The organism is Herbaspirillum sp. Her3 (genome assembly GCF_057961275.1).
This window is the reverse complement of sequence record NZ_CM176328.1, coordinates 4,561,578-4,579,513: the sequence shown is the minus strand read 5'-3', so window position 1 is coordinate 4,579,513 and position 17,936 is coordinate 4,561,578. Positions and strand designations below refer to the sequence as shown.

16 protein-coding genes and 1 pseudogene are annotated in these 17,936 nt (G+C 62.6%); 14 read left to right on the top strand and 3 right to left on the bottom strand.

The features are described from left to right. Positions 1-189: 189 nt before the first annotated feature. Positions 190-1,131, bottom strand: coding sequence for a LysR family transcriptional regulator (locus tag ACVC5H_RS20920; RefSeq protein ID WP_489619655.1), 942 nt, complete (start codon positions 1,129-1,131; stop codon positions 190-192). Positions 1,132-1,452: 321 nt separating this feature from the next. On the opposite strand from ACVC5H_RS20920, the gene ACVC5H_RS20915 reads away from it, so the two are divergent. Next, positions 1,453-2,595 carry a porin gene (locus ACVC5H_RS20915; RefSeq protein ID WP_489619654.1) on the top strand — a complete coding sequence of 381 codons (1,143 nt, stop codon included), beginning with the start codon at positions 1,453-1,455 and terminating at the stop codon, positions 2,593-2,595. A gap of 176 nt (positions 2,596-2,771) precedes the next feature. Next, positions 2,772-3,653, top strand: a complete 882-nt coding sequence (locus ACVC5H_RS20910; protein WP_489619653.1) for an SMP-30/gluconolactonase/LRE family protein — start codon at positions 2,772-2,774, stop codon at positions 3,651-3,653. Between the two features lie 55 nt (positions 3,654-3,708). Here the strand turns inward: ACVC5H_RS20910 and ACVC5H_RS20905 are convergent, their stop codons facing one another. Continuing rightward, positions 3,709-4,560, bottom strand: coding sequence for an IclR family transcriptional regulator (locus tag ACVC5H_RS20905; RefSeq protein WP_489619652.1), 852 nt, complete (start codon positions 4,558-4,560; stop codon positions 3,709-3,711). A 361-nt stretch (positions 4,561-4,921) separates the two neighbouring features. Here ACVC5H_RS20905 and ACVC5H_RS20900 point away from each other — a divergent pair, with 361 nt between their 5' ends. The 7 genes and pseudogenes from ACVC5H_RS20900 to ACVC5H_RS20870 all read left to right on the top strand — a co-directional run bounded on the left by ACVC5H_RS20900 (position 4,922) and on the right by ACVC5H_RS20870 (position 12,238). Further along, positions 4,922-6,199 (top strand): L-fuconate dehydratase, encoded by a 1,278-nt coding sequence (locus ACVC5H_RS20900; RefSeq protein WP_489619651.1) that lies wholly within the window; start codon positions 4,922-4,924, stop codon positions 6,197-6,199. A 43-nt stretch (positions 6,200-6,242) separates the two neighbouring features. Then, positions 6,243-7,019, top strand: coding sequence for an SDR family oxidoreductase (locus tag ACVC5H_RS20895; protein ID WP_489619650.1), 777 nt, complete (start codon positions 6,243-6,245; stop codon positions 7,017-7,019). Between the two features lie 7 nt (positions 7,020-7,026). Beyond that, positions 7,027-7,371: an L-rhamnose mutarotase gene (locus ACVC5H_RS20890; RefSeq protein ID WP_489619649.1), complete on the top strand. Its 345-nt coding sequence runs from the start codon at positions 7,027-7,029 to the stop codon at positions 7,369-7,371. 175 nt (positions 7,372-7,546) lie between these two features. Then, complete coding sequence (locus ACVC5H_RS20885) at positions 7,547-9,103, top strand: sugar ABC transporter ATP-binding protein (protein ID WP_489619648.1); 1,557 nt, start codon at positions 7,547-7,549, stop codon at positions 9,101-9,103. A gap of 82 nt (positions 9,104-9,185) precedes the next feature. Continuing rightward, positions 9,186-10,189 (top strand): annotated as a pseudogene (locus tag ACVC5H_RS20880) (ABC transporter permease). 104 nt (positions 10,190-10,293) lie between these two features. Then, the gene (locus tag ACVC5H_RS20875; protein ID WP_489619647.1) at positions 10,294-11,232 is read left to right on the top strand and encodes an ABC transporter substrate-binding protein; all 939 of its coding nucleotides are present in this window, start codon (positions 10,294-10,296) and stop codon (positions 11,230-11,232) included. A 136-nt stretch (positions 11,233-11,368) separates the two neighbouring features. Then, on the top strand, positions 11,369-12,238 hold the full coding sequence (locus ACVC5H_RS20870; protein ID WP_489619646.1) for an L-fucono-1,5-lactonase: 870 nt from the start codon (positions 11,369-11,371) through the stop codon (positions 12,236-12,238). A 48-nt stretch (positions 12,239-12,286) separates the two neighbouring features. Here the strand turns inward: ACVC5H_RS20870 and ACVC5H_RS20865 are convergent, their stop codons facing one another. Next, the gene (locus ACVC5H_RS20865; protein ID WP_489619645.1) at positions 12,287-12,895 is read right to left on the bottom strand and encodes a TetR/AcrR family transcriptional regulator; all 609 of its coding nucleotides are present in this window, start codon (positions 12,893-12,895) and stop codon (positions 12,287-12,289) included. Between the two features lie 226 nt (positions 12,896-13,121). On the opposite strand from ACVC5H_RS20865, the gene ACVC5H_RS20860 reads away from it, so the two are divergent. From ACVC5H_RS20860 to ACVC5H_RS20840, 5 genes are read left to right on the top strand one after another with little or no spacing between them, the layout of a single operon-like run. Then, positions 13,122-14,432, top strand: a complete 1,311-nt coding sequence (locus ACVC5H_RS20860) for an NAD(P)/FAD-dependent oxidoreductase (RefSeq protein ID WP_489619644.1) — start codon at positions 13,122-13,124, stop codon at positions 14,430-14,432. Next, the gene (locus tag ACVC5H_RS20855) at positions 14,429-15,289 is read left to right on the top strand and encodes a DUF1365 domain-containing protein (protein WP_489619643.1); all 861 of its coding nucleotides are present in this window, start codon (positions 14,429-14,431) and stop codon (positions 15,287-15,289) included. Before ACVC5H_RS20860 ends, ACVC5H_RS20855 begins: the two co-directional genes overlap by 4 nt. After that, a complete protein-coding gene (locus tag ACVC5H_RS20850) occupies positions 15,286-16,497 on the top strand; it encodes a class I SAM-dependent methyltransferase (protein ID WP_489619642.1) in 1,212 nt (403 codons plus the stop codon). The genes ACVC5H_RS20855 and ACVC5H_RS20850 overlap by 4 nt, the downstream gene beginning before the upstream one ends. A gap of 3 nt (positions 16,498-16,500) precedes the next feature. Continuing rightward, positions 16,501-17,070 (top strand): DUF3833 domain-containing protein, encoded by a 570-nt coding sequence (locus ACVC5H_RS20845; RefSeq protein ID WP_489619641.1) that lies wholly within the window; start codon positions 16,501-16,503, stop codon positions 17,068-17,070. Next, entirely contained in the window at positions 17,067-17,936 is an 870-nt protein-coding gene (locus tag ACVC5H_RS20840) for an SDR family NAD(P)-dependent oxidoreductase (RefSeq protein WP_489619640.1), read from the top strand. Before ACVC5H_RS20845 ends, ACVC5H_RS20840 begins: the two co-directional genes overlap by 4 nt.

Genomic DNA, 17,936 nt, shown 5'->3' with positions numbered 1-17,936 from the left:
ACTTAGTTTTTTTCGCCGTTGAAGTGTTGTTTTTTTGCAGCGATTTTTTTAAGTTTTGCGGGCGTGACGAGAATTTGTGTCCGGCGATTTTTGGCGTTTTCAGACAGACTTACGCTTCCTTACATTACTTAATAAAACTCGGCGCACCGGCCCGACCCCGGCATGCTGCATGCCGGGCATCCGCAGCGATCAATAAATCATTTTTGCCACTTCGCGGATCGACTGCAGGACCAGGTTGGCGCCCGGCGAGAGCAGGTTGTCCTGGCGCGTGATGATGCCGAAGCCCGCCATGCGGCAGGGCAACTCGATGGGCAGGATGTCCATCAGGCGCGCCTGGGTGTAGTAGCGCGCCACCTCGGTAGGCATCGCATAGATGAAATCGGTCTGCTGCAACAGGCTCGTAATGAACAGGATCGCGGTGGTATCGACCACGTTGGAAGGCGGCGCCAGGCCTTGCTCGCGGAACATCTGGTCGCAGCGCGCGCGCAGGATGCTGCCCTTGGGGGCCATGATCCAGGCCTCGCCGGCCAGGTCGGCCAGGCTCAGGTCGGTGCGGGTGTGGAAGGGGTGGCCCACGCGCGCCACGGCACAGACCGGCTCGTCGGCCAGCTCTTCATAGAGCAGTCCGCCACGGGCTTCCTCGTCGAGGATGCGGCCGATGATGAAGTCCAGTTCCCCGTGCAAGAGGCGCGAGAGCAGGATGTTGCTGCTTTCCACTTCGACCCCGATGCGCAGCATCGGCGCCTGTTCCTTGACCCGCGCGATGGCCGGCGGCAACAGGGCCATGCCGGGCGAGAGGATCACGCCCACGTCGACCTGGCCGGACAGGCCGGACTTCAGGGCCACGATGTCTTCATGCGCCTTGGACAGGCTGGTCAGGGCCATGCGCGCGTGGCGGATCATGGCCTCGCCATAGATGGTGGGCCGCATGCCGCGCGGCAGGCGCTCGAACAGCGACACGCCCAGCATGTCCTCAAGATCCTTGAGTTGCTTGGAAGCAGCCGGCTGCGTCATGTTGAGCTCGCTGGCAGCGCGGTGGATGTTACGGGTGTCGTCTAGGGCGATCAGCAGAAGAAGCTGGCGAGTCTTCAATCGGGCCCGCAGAAACCAGTTCGGGTCACTGTTTTTCATAAGTCTCCGGGGACGGTTTTCTAAATTTTTTCAATCATTTTTTTATTAGGAATTGATGATATCAAATCGCATATCGGAATTGCTAAAGATTTCATTGGAAAGACATGAACCGAATACTTAGTATCTAGCCACATTCCGGGCTGTACAGGAGACAACCAGCTCAGCACCGGAATGAAAGAAGAGAAGGTCGGGCAGCATCAAAACAACAAGTTGGGAGACTGTCAGGAGCCCGTCAGGCTCCAGGGGTCTGAAGTGCAACGCTGCACGGCCAAGCCCACCGACGAAAAAAATTTTAAACGGCAATATCCACGGAGACTATTCATGAAGCAAGTGAAGCCATCCTTTATTGGAGCAAAGACCCTGTGCGCGCTCGCGCTGATGGGCGCGTTCTCGGCACAGGCGCAGGCGCAGACCAGCAGCGTGACCATCTACGGCCGTGTTGTGGCCGGCGTCGACTTCCTGACCAATGCCGGTACCAATGGCACCGGCACCCGCTGGAGCGCTGCCAACAACCAATGGGGCACCAGCATGATCGGCTTCAAGGGCACGGAAGACCTGGGCGGCGGTACCAATGCCTTCTTCCTGCTGGAATCCGGTTTCAACTCGACCAAGGGCGCCTTCAACGGTTCTGATACCAGCAACGGTACCGCACTGTTCAACCGCCGTTCCTACGTCGGCCTGTCCTCGGCATCGGCCGGTTCGGTCAAGTTCGGCAAGAACCTGTTCATCAACAATGACATCTGGTATCTGGATCCGACCGGCCAGCAAGCCATCGGTACGGCCAGCCTGGTCAACGGCCGCAACTGGCCGGGTGCGTCCAACATCATTGAGTACAACAGCCCTGACATGGGCGGTTTCACCGTCGGCCTGCAGACCAGCCTGGGCGAAAAGCCGGGTTCGTTCAACGGTGGCGTGACCAATGCTGGCACCAGCGATGGCCGCAAGGACGGCATCTCGCTGGCCTACCAGAAGAACGGCCTGGAACTGCGCGTGATTTATGACACCGTGCGCGATGCCAACGGCAACTACAGCGACATCTGGGTCCACTCCAAGGAGCTGATCGTCGGCGGTACCTACAAGTTCGACAAGCTGAAGATGTTCGTCGGCTGGGAAAACCTGCGTGCTGCCGATGCAGTCTCGGGTGCACCGGATCGTGCGAACCAGTACTGGATCGGCGCGAACTATGACGTGACCCCGCAATTCCAACTGGTTGGCGGCTGGTTCCACGTCAACGCCAACAACGCTTCGGTCAGCTCGGCCGGCGTGGGTAACGGCGGTGGTACTGCCAACATGTACATGGCTGGTGTGAACTACTTCCTGTCCAAGCGTACCCTGCTGTACGTTGACGTCGGTACCGTCCGCAACGGCACCGGTGCCAGCCACCAGCTGGAAAACGGCGGCAACCTGGGCGTGTCCGGCCTGAAGCAGACCGGCGGTTACTTCGGTATCGCCCACTCGTTCTGATGTAACGAACAGCAGTATCTGTAATCCTTCCTGAGGTGGTCTTGATGTAGTTGAGGGTGGGCGCAAGCCCACCCTTTTTTGTCGTTTGTTGTCATTGGGTGCAGCATCGCACCTCTTTCAAACGATTTATATTGTTTATTTCATTGACTTGAACTTGATTGGCAGGCGAAACCAAGATGAATGCGCAATTGCTGGTAGACGGACATCATGAACTGGGTGAAGGCGTACTGTGGTGCGAGCGCTCGCAGACGGTCTTCTGGACCGACATCCATGCCTCCCGCCTGTGGAACCACGATCCTGCCAGCGGTGCCACGCGCAGCTGGGGCATGCCGGAACGCCTGTGCTGCTTCGCCTTCACGGCCGATACCCGGCGTCTGCTGATCGGACTGGAATCGCGCCTGGCCTTCCTGGATCTGGACACGGGCAACATCAGCCCGATCTGCCGCATCGAAGACGACCTGCCGACCACGCGCTTAAACGACGGCCGCTGCGACCGCCAGGGCCGCTTCGTCTTCGGCACGCTTAACGAAGATGCCGGCCGTGCGCCCATCGCCAGCTTTTATCGCCTCAATGCCGACCTGAGCCTGGAGCGCCTGGCGCTGCCCGGCATCGCCATTTCCAACAGCATCTGCTTCAGCCTCGACGGCAAGCTGATGTATCACTGCGACTCCATGGCCGGCAAGATCATGGTCTGCGATTACGACACCGCCAGCGGTGCCGTCACCCATCAACGCGTCTTCGCCGATCTGGCGCCGCAGCCGGGTGGCCCGGATGGCTCGACCGTCGATGCCGACGGCTACCTGTGGAACGCCCAGTGGGGCGGGGCGCGTGTGGTGCGTTTCGCGCCGGACGGCAGCATCGACCGCATCATCGAGCTGCCCACGGCGCAGCCGTCCTGCGTGGCTTTCGGTGGAGCTGCCTTCGATACCCTGTTCGTCACCACGGCGCACGAAGGCATGAGCGCCGGGCAGCGCGCCGCAGACAAACTGGCCGGTGCCTTGTTCAGCGTGCCCCTGCCGGATGTACGCGGCCTGCCCGAAGTGCGTTTCGCGGGTTGATCCCATCAAGCGCCTGCCTTGACCGGCATGCGCTACCTCGCCATCGGGTCCGGCTTTAGGACCCGAAACTCGAATCCCCCATCAGGCGCGACAGCCGTGCCGAAATTTCCTGCACGATGCCTTGCACCTCGTCCAGGCTGGGGTTGACCTTCTTGTCGATGCGTTCGATGTAGGGCACGTTCAAGGCCGCCAGCATGCGGTTGTTGGCGCCCATGACCGGATAGGACAGGTTGACCACGCCCCGGATCTGCCGGCTTTCCATGCGCGAGTGACCGCGTTTGCGCGTGTCCTCGATCTGGCGCATCAGTTGCGCCGTCTCGATTTCCTGTTCGCCATCCATACGCACGTGGGCGGCCAGCATGCTGGCGCGTTCGGCCTCATCTCGGAAGGCCAGCAGCACGTGCCCCGAGGCCGTGTCGGTGAGACTCACCAGCGCGCCGACCTTGAGGCCGAAGGCCCAGCGCTCGGGGCTGTCCACCTGCGCCACCACGATGACGCGGCCCGCTTCATAGACGGTGAGGTGCGTCGATTGCATCGACCGATTGGCCAGTTCGCGCATGTGGGGAAGCGCGGTGCTGACCAGCGAGCGGATCGGCTGATGATGATGGGCCAGCTCGAACAGTTTCAGCGAGAGCCGGTAGTGATCGTTGTCGGCCACCAGGTAGCCACGCTGTTCCAGCGTGACCACCATGCGAAAGATTTCGTTGACGCTGCGCCCCAGTTGCTTGGAAATCTGGTTCAGGGTCAGCATCTGTTCAGAGCGACTCAGCAGTTCTAGGATGTCCAGTCCTTTGTCCAGCGCCGGCGCAGCGTAGCGTGTCTTGCCGCCAGCCTGTTCCTCTTCATGGTCGGTGGCCGTCTGCACGGCAGGGGCATCGGCGGGATTGATTTTGCGGGTTCTGGGCATGGCGTTCCGGGCGCAGTGGTCGGCAAGTCGCAACGAATGGACGGGGTTTCTGGGGCCGGATTGTAGGGGATTTTGGTGAAAAATAATTTTATTCGTAAAATTATTTTTCATGAACGGCCCCTTGGCGATGCATTGTCATCCCAAAACCGATATCAATCCGGTCGGAAACTTCATCGGGTCAGCCCTGCAATGAGAGGATAATCGGGGTTATGCTCTGGCACTCACAGATAAAAATAAATTTTATTTGTGAGAGAAATCAAAAAAGGGGCCCGGCCCCGGAGACGATCACCCCGGGCAGTTCGCCACGACTGTCCTGCCGACCGGCGGCATCTTGCCGCAGCGGCATCCACGCTAGAGACCGATGACCAAAATTACCGCCCTGCGCGTGCTGGACGTGCGCTTCCCCACTTCGCAATCGCTGGATGGGTCCGATGCGATGAATCCGGATCCGGATTACTCCGCCGCCTACGTCATCCTCGATACCGACAATGAAGAACTCAAGGGCCACGGCCTGACCTTCACCATCGGCCGCGGCAACGAGATCTGCTGCGCCGCCATTCGCGCCATGGAGCATCTGGTGGTGGGGCTGGAGCTGGACTGGATCGCCGCCGACATGGGCCGCTTCTGGCGCCACGTCACCTCCGACAGCCAGTTGCGCTGGATCGGCCCGGACAAGGGCGCCATCCACCTGGCCACCGGCGCCGTGGTCAATGCCGCCTGGGACCTGTGGGCCAAGGCGGCCGGCAAACCGGTCTGGAAACTGGTGGCTGACATGTCGCCCGAGGAACTGGTGCGCACCATCGATTTCCGCTACATCACCGATTGCATCACCCCGGACGAAGCCCTCGCGCTGCTGCGTGAGAAGGCGGCCGGCAAGGCCGAACGCCTGCGCATCCTGGAGCAGGAAGGCTATCCCTGCTACACCACCTCGGCCGGCTGGCTGGGCTATGACGATGCCAAGCTGCGCCGCCTGTGCCAGGAAGCCATCGACCAGGGCTTCAACTACGTCAAGCTCAAGGTCGGCCGCGACCTGGAAGACGACAAGCGCCGCGTGCGCATCGCCCGCGAGGTGCTGGGGCCGCAGCGCAATCTGATGATCGATGCCAACCAGGTGTGGGAAGTGGACCAGGCCATCGATTGGGTCAACCAGCTGGCCTTCGCCAAACCCTGGTTCATCGAGGAACCGACCAGCCCGGACGACGTGGAAGGGCATCGCAAGATCCGCGCCGGCATTGGTGCGGTCAAGGTCGCCACCGGCGAGATGTGCCAGAACCGCGTGCTCTTCAAGCAGTTCATCATGCGCGATGCCATCGACGTGGTGCAGATCGATTCCTGCCGCCTCGGTGGCGTCAATGAAATCCTGGCCGTCATGCTCATGGCCGCCAAGTATGGCAAGGTGGTGTGCCCGCACGCTGGCGGCGTGGGCCTGTGCGAATACGTGCAGCACCTGTCGATGATCGACTACCTGTGCATTTCCGGCAGCAAGGAAGGGCGGGTGACCGAATACGTGGATCACCTGCACGAGCACTTCGTCGATCCCTGCGTGATCCGCAATGCGGCCTACATGCCGCCCGTTTTGCCGGGGTTTTCCATCGAAATGAAGCCGGCTTCACTGGAACAGTACCGGTTCCGGGGCTGAGCGGCATTCCCCCACGAAAAGATGAACGAAAACGGAGACTGACGTGGATTTGAACCTGCAAGAGAAGGTGGTCATCGTGACCGGCGGCGCTTCCGGCATCGGCGGCGCGATCAGTATGCAGCTGGCGGCCGAGGGGGCCATTCCGGTGGTGTTTGCGCGCAGCGAACCGGAGCCGCAGTTCTGGAGCCGGCTGACCGCGTTGCAGCCGCGCGCCGCCCTGTTCCAGCTGGAGCTGCAGGATGAGGCGCGCTGCGGCGAAGCGGTGGCCGAGACGGTGCGCCGCTTCGGCCGCCTGGACGGGCTGGTCAACAATGCCGGCGTCAACGACAGCGTGGGCCTGGAGGCCGGGCGCAATGCATTCGTCGCCTCGCTGGAACGCAATCTGATCCACTATTACGTGATGGCGCATTACTGCGTGCCGCACCTGAAGGCCACGCGCGGCGCCATCCTCAACGTCTCTTCCAAGACCGCGCTGACCGGGCAGGGCAATACCAGCGGCTATTGCGCCTCCAAGGGCGCGCAGTTGTCGTTGACGCGCGAATGGGCCGCTTCCTTGCGGGACGATGGCGTGCGCGTCAATGCCCTGATCCCGGCCGAAGTGATGACCCCGCTCTACGAGAAATGGATCGCCACCTTCGAGAATCCGCAAGAGAAACTGGACGCCATCACCAGCAAGATCCCGCTGGGCAAGCGTTTTACGACCTCCGAGGAAATGGCCGACATGGCGGTGTTCCTGCTCTCGGGCCGCTCGTCGCATACCACCGGGCAGTGGGTTTTCGTCGATGGGGGCTATACCCATCTCGACCGCGCCCTGACCTGAGACCGCCATGCGTACCGTACTGGCCCTCGACCTCAAGGACGATGCCGCGCTCATCGCCGAATATGAGCAGCATCACCAGCGCATCTGGCCCGAGATCGCCGCGCACCTGCGCGAGCAGGGCGTAACCGGGATGGAAATCTATCGCCTGGGCACGCGCATGGTGATGGTCATGGAAACCGATGACTCCCGCTTTGACGCCGCCGCCATGGCCGCAGCCAGCGAGAGCGATCCCAAGGTGCGGGCATGGGAAGAACTGATGTGGCGCTTCCAGGCTCCTACGCCATGGACGCCAGCCGGGCAGAAGTGGGTGCCGATGGCGCGTATCTTCGACCTGGCTGCACAGGAAGATTAAGTTTGCGTGGCGGCAAAGTTTAGTTTTTGCAAATCGCTTTCTAAGTTTTTCGCAAGGCGGTACAGTAGGCAGCACGCAATCAAGGTAGTACCGAAAACAGCAGCGGCCGCAGAGTCGCGCAAATGATGGCCATGGAGCATCCCAGGCCGGCAATGCATCCACATCCGAGGTGAGCATGCAACAAGACTACGAGACACAAGCCCGCGCGGCTGGGACGGCATCGGCAAGACCGCTGATCCAGCTGCGCAACGTCAGCAAGCGCTTTCCCGGCGTGCTGGCGCTGGACAATTGCCAGTTCGAACTGGTGGCCGGTGAGGTCCACGCCCTGATGGGCGAGAACGGCGCCGGCAAATCCACGCTCATGAAGATCCTCTCCGGGGTCTACCAGCGCGACGGCGGCGACATCCTGCTCGACGGCAAGCCGGTGGAGATCACCGAGCCGCGCCAGGCTCAGGCGCTGGGCATCGGCATCATCCATCAGGAACTGAACCTGATGAACCACCTCTCGGCGGCCCAGAACATCTTCATCGGCCGCGAGCCGCGCAAGGGCTTCGGGCTCATCATTGACGAAGACCAGCTGAACCGCCAGGCCGCCGCCATCTTCGAGCGCATGCGGCTGGACATGGACCCGCGCACCCCGGTGGGCGAGCTGACCGTGGCGCGCCAGCAGATGGTGGAAATCGCCAAGGCCCTGTCCTTCGATTCGCGCGTGCTCATCATGGATGAGCCTACCGCCGCCCTGAACAATGCCGAGATCGCCGAGCTGTTCCGCATCATCCGCGACCTGCAGGCCCAGGGCGTGGGCATCGTCTACATCTCGCACAAGATGGATGAGCTGCGCCAGATCGCTGATCGCGTCAGCGTCATGCGCGATGGCAAGTACATCGCCACCGTGCCCATGCAGGGCACCTCCATGGATACCATCATTTCCATGATGGTGGGCCGCGCCCTTGACGGCGAGCAGCGCATTCCGCCCGATACTTCGGGCAACGAGGTGGTGCTGGAAGTGCGCGGCTTGAATCGTGGCCGGGCCATCCGCGACGTCAGCTTCACCTTGCGCAAGGGAGAGATCCTCGGTTTCGCCGGCCTGATGGGTGCGGGTCGTACCGAAGTAGCGCGCGCCATCTTCGGTGCCGATCCGCTGGAGTCGGGCGAGATCTTCATCCACGGCGGCAAGGCCGTGATCCGCCAGCCGGCCGATGCGGTGGCGCATGGCATCGGCTATCTGTCCGAAGACCGCAAGCATTTCGGACTGGCCGTGGGCATGGATGTGCAGGCCAACATCGCCCTCTCCAGCATGGGCCGCTTTACCAGGGCGGGCTTCATGGACCAGCGCGCCATGCGTGAAGTGGCGCAGGGCTACGTACGCCAGCTGGCCATCAAGACCCCTTCGGTGGAACAGCAGGCTCGCCTGCTCTCGGGCGGCAACCAGCAAAAGATCGTGATTGCCAAGTGGCTGCTGCGCGACTGCGACATTCTCTTCTTCGACGAGCCCACGCGCGGCATCGATATCGGCGCCAAGAGCGAGATCTATAAACTCCTCGATGCCCTGGCCGAGCAAGGCAAGGCCATCGTGATGATTTCTTCCGAGCTGCCCGAAGTGCTGCGCATGAGCCACCGCATCCTGGTGATGTGCGAGGGCCGCGTGACGGGTGAACTCGCCCGCGCCCAGGCCACCCAGGAAAACATCATGCAGCTGGCCACGCAGCGCGAGTCGGCCGTGGCGCAATAACGGTCGCAGGCACCCAGACCTTACAAAGAGAGACAAACCGATCATGGCAAACAATATCCACTCCGCCACCCCCTCATCCACCATGGCCAACAATGCTTCCCCCCCCCGGGCCTGCGCGCCCGCCTGTTCAACCCGGCGGCGCGCCAGAAGCTGCTGGCCTTCGCCAGCCTGTTGCTGATGATCCTGTTCTTCAGCTTCGCCTCGCCCAACTTCATGGAGGTGGACAACCTGGTCAGCATCCTGCAGTCCACCGCCGTCAACGGCGTGCTGGCCATTGCCTGTACCTACGTCATCATCACCGCCGGCATCGACCTGTCGGTGGGCACCATGATGACCTTCTGCGCCGTCATGGCCGGCGTGGTGCTGACCAACTGGGGCATGCCGCTGCCGCTGGGCATCGCCGCCGCGATCTTCTTCGGTGCGCTCTCGGGCTGGATCTCGGGCATGGTGATCGCCAAGCTGAAGGTGCCGCCCTTCATCGCCACGCTGGGCATGATGATGCTGTTGAAGGGCCTCTCGCTGGTGATCTCCGGCACCCGTCCGATCTACTTCAACGATACCGAAGGCTTCTCGGCCATCGCCCAGGATTCGCTGATCGGCGACCTGATTCCTTCGCTGCCGATTCCCAATGCGGTGCTGATCCTCTTCATCGTCGCCATCTGCGCTTCGGTCATCCTCAACAAGACCGTGTTCGGCCGCTATACCTTCGCCCTGGGCAGCAATGAAGAAGCCTTGCGCCTGTCCGGGGTAAAGGTGGATTTCTGGAAGGTTGCGGTCTACACCTTCTCGGGCGCCATCTGCGGCATCGCCGGCCTCATCATCGCCTCCCGCCTGAATTCGGCCCAGCCTGCGCTGGGCCAGGGCTATGAGCTCGATGCGATTGCTGCCGTGGTGATCGGCGGCACCTCGCTCTCGGGCGGCACCGGCACCATCCTGGGCACCATCATCGGCGCGTTCATCATGAGCGTGCTGGTCAATGGCCTGCGTATCATGTCGGTGGCGCAGGAATGGCAGACGGTAGTGACCGGTGTCATCATCATCCTGGCCGTGTACCTGGATATCCTGCGTCGCCGCCGCCGTGCCTGAGAGCAACCGCGCAGTCGCACGCACCGATTGAGAAGTTGCAATGCAAGCCCCGCCGGAAGCGCCATTTCCGGCACTCCATCATCGATAACAAAAGGAGACGTACCGTGTTCAAGAACAAGTTACTGGCCGCTGCCCTGGGTCTGGCCTTCGCCGTCGGCACTTCGGCCGCGCACGCACAGGAAGTGTATGTGCCGCTCATTTCCAAGGGCTTCCAGCACCAGTTCTGGCAGGCTGTCAAAGCCGGTGCCGACCAGGCCGGCCGCGATCTGAAGGTCAAGGTCACCTTCGAAGGTCCGGAAACCGAAGCCATGGTCGACAAGCAGATCGACATGCTCTCCGCCGCCCTGGCCAAGAAGCCGCAGGCCATCGGCTTTGCCGCCCTGGACAGCAAGGCTGCCATCCCGCTGCTGAAGAAGGCACAGGCCGCCAAGATCCCGGTGGTGGCCTTTGACTCGGGCGTGGACAGCGACATCCCCGTCACCACCGCCACCACCGACAACCGCGCTGCCGCTGCCCTGGCGGCCGACAAGATGGCTGAGCTCATCGGCAAGGAAGGCGAAGTCGCCGTGGTCGCCCACGACCAGACCAGCCGTACCGGCGTGGACCGCCGCGATGGCTTCCTGGAGCGCATCAAGGCCGTCTATCCCAAGATCAAGGTGGTCAGCGTGCAATATGGTGCGGGCGACCAGTTGAAGTCCACCGAAGTCACCAAGTCCATCCTGCAGGCCTATCCCAAGATCAAGGGCATCTTCGGCACCAACGAAGGGTCGGCCATCGGCGTGGTCAATGGCGTCCGGGAAATGAAGCGCAAGATCATCATCATCGGCTATGACTCCGGCAAGCAGCAGAAGGATGCCATCCGTGAAGGCGTGATGTCCGGCGCCATCACCCAGAACCCGGTGGGCATCGGCTACAAGACCGTGGAAGCGGCTGTCAAGGCGATCAAGGGCGAGAAGTTGCCCAAGGTCATCGATACCGGCTTCTACTGGTACGACAAGAGCAACATCGACGATCCCAAGATCGCAGCCGTCCTGTACGACTGATCGGTGTCAGGTTTCCCCGGCGCTGCCGGGGAAACCTAAGTTTCATGGTCGCGGTTTCTAAGTTTTTGCTCACAAAAAACTAAGGGATGCATGAGCATCTCTTTCTCTTTCTCCTTCTCCCTCCTCAGAATTCGCCATGAAGCCCCTGCGTATCGATGCTCATCAGCATTTCTGGCGCTATCGCGCCGAAGACTATCCGTGGATTGCCAAGGGCATGGAACTGCTGGCCTGCGATCGCCTGCCGGGGCAGCTGCATCCGGTGCTGGCCGCCGAAGGGCTGCAGGCTTCCATTGCCGTACAGGCCCGCGCCGGACGTGAAGAGACCGGTTTCCTGCTGGATCTGGCGCGCAGTGATCGCCGCATTGCCGGCGTGGTGGGCTGGGAAGATTTGTCTTCCCCGCATCTGGCGGCCAACGTGGCGCAGTGGGGACGGGACAAGCTGCTGGGCTTTCGTCATCAGATCCAGGATGAAACCGACGTCACGGCCTTCGTCGAGGCGCCGGCCTTCAATGCCGGCATCAAGTGGCTGCAGCAGCAGGGCCTGGTCTATGACGTGCTGATCTACGCGAAGCAGATGCCGGAGGTGCAGGCCTTCTGCGCGCGCCATGACCGTCACTGGCTGGTGCTGGATCACCTGGGCAAGCCAGCCCTCGCGGATTTCGGGCGAAATGAAAGTGTCTTCACCAGCTGGAAGCGCCAGTTGCGCTCACTGGCCGCCATGCCGCATGTGGCCTGCAAGTTGTCGGGGCTGGTGACCGAGGCCGATTGGCTGCGCGGACTGCGACAGAAGGATTACGACAATATTGCCCTGTGCCTGGATACGGCACTGGAAGCCTTCGGCCCGCAACGCCTGATGTTCGGCTCGGACTGGCCGGTGTGCCTGCTGGCCACCTCCTATGCCACGGTGGCGGCGGTGGTGCGCGAGTGGGCCGAAACGCGCCTGTCCGCATCGGAACAGGAGCAGCTCTGGGGCGGCACGGCCGCCCGCTGCTATGACCTGGCCTGAGCCAGGGGGGAGGGCCGGCGCCGCCGTTGAGCGCGGCGGCCAGTGCCCTCAGCGCGTGAAGCCGTTGAAGGACACGTGCAGCATGTACTTCACGATCTCTTCCGTGTCCATCTTGCTGAACTTCTGCAGGTAATCCACCGCCGGGTCACAGGTGCGTGCGTAGTAGCTGTACAACACCACATCACTGGGCAGGTCGGCATCGAGCTCGCCCGTCTTCTGCGCTTCCTTCACCAGTTTTTCCAGCTGCCCGTTGAGCTTCAACACGCGCATGACGTATTTGACGTTGCGCATGAGCATCTCGCGCACGTGCGCGCTGGTGGAGGGCAGGAAGGGCAGTCCGCCCTCCAGCCGCACCCGCAGTGCCCATTCCAGCATGGCTTCCAGCTTGCCGCGCGGGCTGGTGATGTGATCGAGCTGCGCCAGCTGGTCGATGGCGCCATCGATGAGGCGCAGCATGGTCTCGCCGATCAGCTCTTCCTTGGACTTGAAATGCTTGTACAGGCTGGGTTTGGAAATCCCCACCGCACCGGCCACGTCGTCCATGGTCATCAGGTCATAGCCCTTGCTGCCCAGTACTGACGTGGCCGCATCCAGGATGGCGTTCTCCCGTAATTTGAAGGCTTGGTCCTTGAAGCTCAGTTTGCCGAAAATACTCATTGGTAGTTTAAGTTACTAATTAGTAGATTTTATTTTTCTTTGGTAGTAATCTTAGCACCTAAATCAAGGATGAGTAGCAAATAAGCGGCGCCGGAGGCCATTTATCGCCCCGCAGCAGGCGCCGCCCCGGTCACCAAAGCGGCACGGGCCAGCAGGGTAGGGAAACATTCCCATGGGCTGGCAACGGCGGAACTTCAATAACAAAGACATAGGCGGGCAAGTTTTCATGAATCCAAGCGAAGCAGCCATCGAGCAGGGCACGGGCCAGCGCATCGCCGTCATCGGCGCCGGTATTTCCGGGCTGGCCAGCGCTTACCTGCTGGCGCGCAAGCATCAGGTGGTGCTGTTCGAGTCCGCGCCAACGCTGGGCGGCCATGCCAATACCGTGGAGATCGCACCGGAGGGCGTGCCTTTCCCGGTCGATACGGGCTTCCTGGTCTTCAACGACTGGACCTATCCCAACCTGATTGCGCTGTTCGACGAACTGAAGGTGGAGACCTACGACACCGACATGTCCTTTGGCGTGTCGATGGACGAGGGAACCTTCGAATGGGCCGGCACCAATCTCGATACCGTCTTCGCCCAGCGCAAGCGCCTGCTGCAGCCGTCCTTCCTGGGCATGCTGCGTGACATCCTGCGCTTCAACGGCGCGGCGCACGCCAACCTGGCCGCCTGTGAAGGGCGTCCGGTCAGCCTGCGCCAGTTGTTGAAGGAGGGTGGCTATGGTGCCTTGTTCAGTGATGCCTATCTGATTCCGATGGCAGCGGCCATCTGGTCCAGTTCGCCTTCCGATATCCTGGACTTCCCGGCGGCGACCTTCCTGCGCTTCTGCATCAACCACGGCCTGCTGCAGGTCAACAACCGCCCGCGCTGGCGTACCGTGCGCGGCGGTTCGCGTGAATACGTGCGCCGCATCGCGGCCACGCTCGATGATGTGCGGCTGGGCAGCCGACTCACCAGCGTCACCCGCAACGAGCGCGGCGTGCTGGTGCGCAGCGGCGGCACCACACCGCGCGAGGAACAGTTCGATGCCGTGGTCTTCGCCACGCATGCACCGCAGACCCTGGCCCTGTTGCAGGACGCCACCATCGCAGAACATCAGGTGCTCTCGGCCGTGCGCTACCAGGCCAATACGGCCTGGCTGCACAGCGACGTGTCGCTCATGCCCCGCCTGGATAAAGTATGGTCGGCCTGGAATTACCTCGGCTCGCGCCACAGCGATGGCAGCCGCGCCGTGTGCGTGAGCTACTGGCTCAATCGTCTGCAGGACCTGCCCTGCAACACCGACATCATCCTCACGCTGAATCCGCCGCAGCCGCCCGATCCGGCCACCGTGATGGGCCGTTTCGATTACGAGCATCCGGTCTTCGACCAGCCGGCCATCGATGCCCAGCGCCGCCTGCCCGAGATCCAGGGCCAGCATCGCGCCTGGTTTGCCGGTGCGTGGACCGGCTACGGCTTCCATGAAGACGGCCTGAAATCGGCCCTGCGCGTGATCAAGGACTTCGGCGTGACGCCGCATTGGGCCACCCTATGAACACCTCGCTACCCTCGCGCACCGATGCCCCTGCGCTGCTCTTGCGCGGACAGGTGATGCACCAGCGCCTGCGTCCGGTGCTGCACAAGTTCGTCTATCCGGTGTTCTGCGTGCGGCTGGACCTGGCGCGACTGGACCAGGCCTGCAATGCCTGGTTCGGCGTGGACCGTCGCCGCCTGATGTGCGTGCGCACCCGTGACTATGGCCCGCGTGACGGCAGCGGCCTGGCGCACTGGGTGCGCGGGCATCTGCAACAGGCCGGGCTGCCGCACGATGGTGCGATCTGGCTGCAGACTTTTCCGCGCCTGTTCGGCTTCGTCTTCAATCCGGTGAGTTTCTTCCTCTGCCATGACGGTGAGGGCCATCTGCGTGCCGTGCTGGCCGAGGTCAACAACACCTTTGGCCAGACCCAGCACTACCTGCTGTCGGCCCCCGCACAGGGTGTCATCGATGAGCACACGCGGCTGGTCTGCAACAAGCTGATGCACGTCTCGCCCTTCTGCGAAGTGCGCGGTTTCTATCGTTTCCGCTTTCGCGACCATGCCCGGCGCGGCGATGCAGATGCACGGGCAGACACCGCCTTCGTCGGCATCGACTATTACGACCACGGTCACCCGGCCGAGGTGACGCAGGGCTTGCAACCCCTCATGCGCACCTCCATCGGTGGCCATCTGTATCCCCTGACGGCGGCCTCGGCCTTGGCCGCGCTGTGTGCGCAACCGCTGCTCACGCTGGGGGTGGTCGCCCGTATCCACTGGCAAGCCTTGCTGTTGTGGCGCAAGCGTGTGCCCTGGTTCAGCAAGCCCGAGCGCAGCGCCGCCGCAGGCCCTACTTCTGGAAAGGAAACCCTATCGTGAACCGCAGCCCCGCATTGCAGACTACCGGCCGCCGCGCCGGACCGATTTCGGCGCGCCTGTTCCTGGCGTTGCTGGAGCGCCTCAACCACGGCCACCTCGAACTGATCACGCCCCATGGCACCACGCTGACCTTCGGCGATCTGCGCCAGCCGCCCAGTGCGCAACTGCGCATCCACGACTGGCGCGCCTGCGGCGCCATCCTGCGCGCCGGCGACATCGGTTTCGGTGAAGCCTATGGCAATGGCTGGGTCGACACCCCCGACCTGGCTGCGCTGCTGCGCCTGGCGATGCGCAACCGTGCCAGGCTGTCCGGTGCCGTCGAAGGGGGCCGCCTGGCCTCGTGGTGGTATCGCCTGCGCCATCTGCTGCGCTCCAACACGCGCAGCGGCAGCCGCCGCAACATCCACGCGCATTACGACCTGGGCAATGATTTCTATCGCCTGTGGCTGGACCCGACGATGACTTATTCCTCGGCCATCTTCAGCGAACCCGGCCAGAGCCTGGCCTCGGCCCAGGCCGCCAAGTACCAGCGCATCGTCGACCAGCTCGGTCTGCGCGCCGGTGACCGCGTGCTGGAGATCGGCTGCGGCTGGGGCGGCTTTGCCGAACATGCGGCGCGCCTGGGCATCCGTGTGCATGGCGTGACGATCTCGCCCTCGCAGCTGGCCTTCGGCCAGGAGCGCATGCGCCGCCAGCAGCTCGATCACCTGGCGCATCTGGAACTGTGCGACTACCGCGACCTGGATGGACAATACGATGCCATCGTTTCCATCGAGATGTTCGAAGCCGTCGGCGAGCGCTTCTGGCAGACGTATTTCGATACCGTCTCGGCACGCCTGAAAACCAATGGCCGCGCCCTGATCCAGTCGATCACGATTGACGAAGCCGTGTTCGAACGCTATCGCGACAGTGCCGACTTCATCCGCGAATTCATCTTCCCCGGCGGCATGTTGCCCAGCCATGAACGCTTCTCGCGCGGCGCCCAGCGGGCCGGGTTGTCCACGCGTGACCGTTTCCACTTCGGCCGCGACTATGCCGAGACGTTGCGCCGCTGGAACGATGCCTTCCAGGCCCAGCGCGAAAGCATCGCCGCGCAAGGTTTTGATGAACGCTTCCGTCGCCTGTGGCAGCTGTATTACGTGTTCTGCGAAGTCGGCTTCGATGAAGGCCAGATCGACGTGGTGCAATTCCTCTTGCACAAGGAGTGAGTCATGGATGCCAAGCTGAAGCGGCCGGGCCTGCCCGCGCGTCTGTGGCACTGGATGGGACTGGCGCTGCTGGCGCTGGTGCTGGGTGGCTGCGCCTCGCAGCAATTGTCGGACTACGCCGCCAAGACGCCGGTGTTCGATCCGGCCGTGTTCTTCAAGGGGCGCACCGAAGCCTGGGGCATGTTCCAGAAGCGCGGCGGTGAAGTGGCGCGGCGTTTCCACGTGGTCGTGACCGGCACCGTGGAGGGCAATACGCTCACGCTGGACGAGCGTTTCCGCTATGACGATGGCGAGACCCAGACCCGTGTCTGGACGCTGGTGCGTCAGAGCGACAACAGCTGGCGCGGACGTGCCGGTGACGTCATCGGCGAGGCCATTGGCCAGACGGCCGGCAATGCCCTGCACTGGAATTACACGCTGCTGCTACCGGTCAACGACAAGCAGTACGAAGTCCAGATGGATGACTGGATGTACCAGATGGACGAGCGCACCCTCATCAATCGCACCAGCATGAGCAAGTTCGGTGTGGAAGTGGGCCAGGTCACGCTGTTCTTCCGCAAGGAGGGTGTATGAACACCCATATCAAACCGTTGCCGAAGGAGGCCGGCGAGGCCGCTGAGGCTAACGAGAAGCGCGCACCGATCTCGCGTCCGGCCGTACTGTTCGGCCCCATGAACCAACCGGTCAGCGACCTGCGTGGCCTGCGCATCTGGCTGGTCGGCGCCTCCAGCGGCATCGGTGCCGAGCTGGCGCGCCAGGCCCTGCAGGCCGGCGCCCGCGTGGCGCTCTCGGCGCGCCGCGCCGACGTGCTGCAGGAGGTGGCAGCGGCCCACAAGAATGCCTTCATCGCGCCGCTGGACGTGCTCTGTCATGATGCCTGGCGCGACCAGCACGCCCGCATCGTGGAGGCGTTTGGTGGCGTCGACCTGCTGGTGTTCTGCGCGGCCAAGTATCGTCCTGAGCGCAGCTGGGAAGTGCAGGAAGACGAGGCCGAACACACCTTGCGCACCAACGTCGCCAGCGTCTATTCGGCATTGGGCGCGGCGCTGCCCGACATGCTGGCGCGCGGCAGCGGCGGGATTGCGCTGGTGGCCAGCGTGGCCGGTTATGTCGGCCTGCCGGGCGCGACCGTGTATGGTCCCGGCAAGGCCGCGCTGATCAATCTGGCGGAAATTCTTTACAGCGATTTGCGGCCCAAGGGTTTGAACGTCTACCTGGTCAATCCCGGTTTCGTGAAGACCGACCTGACCGACAAGAACGACTTTGCCATGCCGGCCATCCAGACCCCGCAGCAGGCGGCCACGGCCATCTGGCGCGGGATCGCCGAGGGCCGCTTCGAGATCCATTTCCCACTGCGCTTCACGGCCTGGCTGAAGATCCTGCGGTTGCTGCCGTTCCGGCTGCGCTTCATGCTGTTCCAACGCTTTTTGCTGAACTGA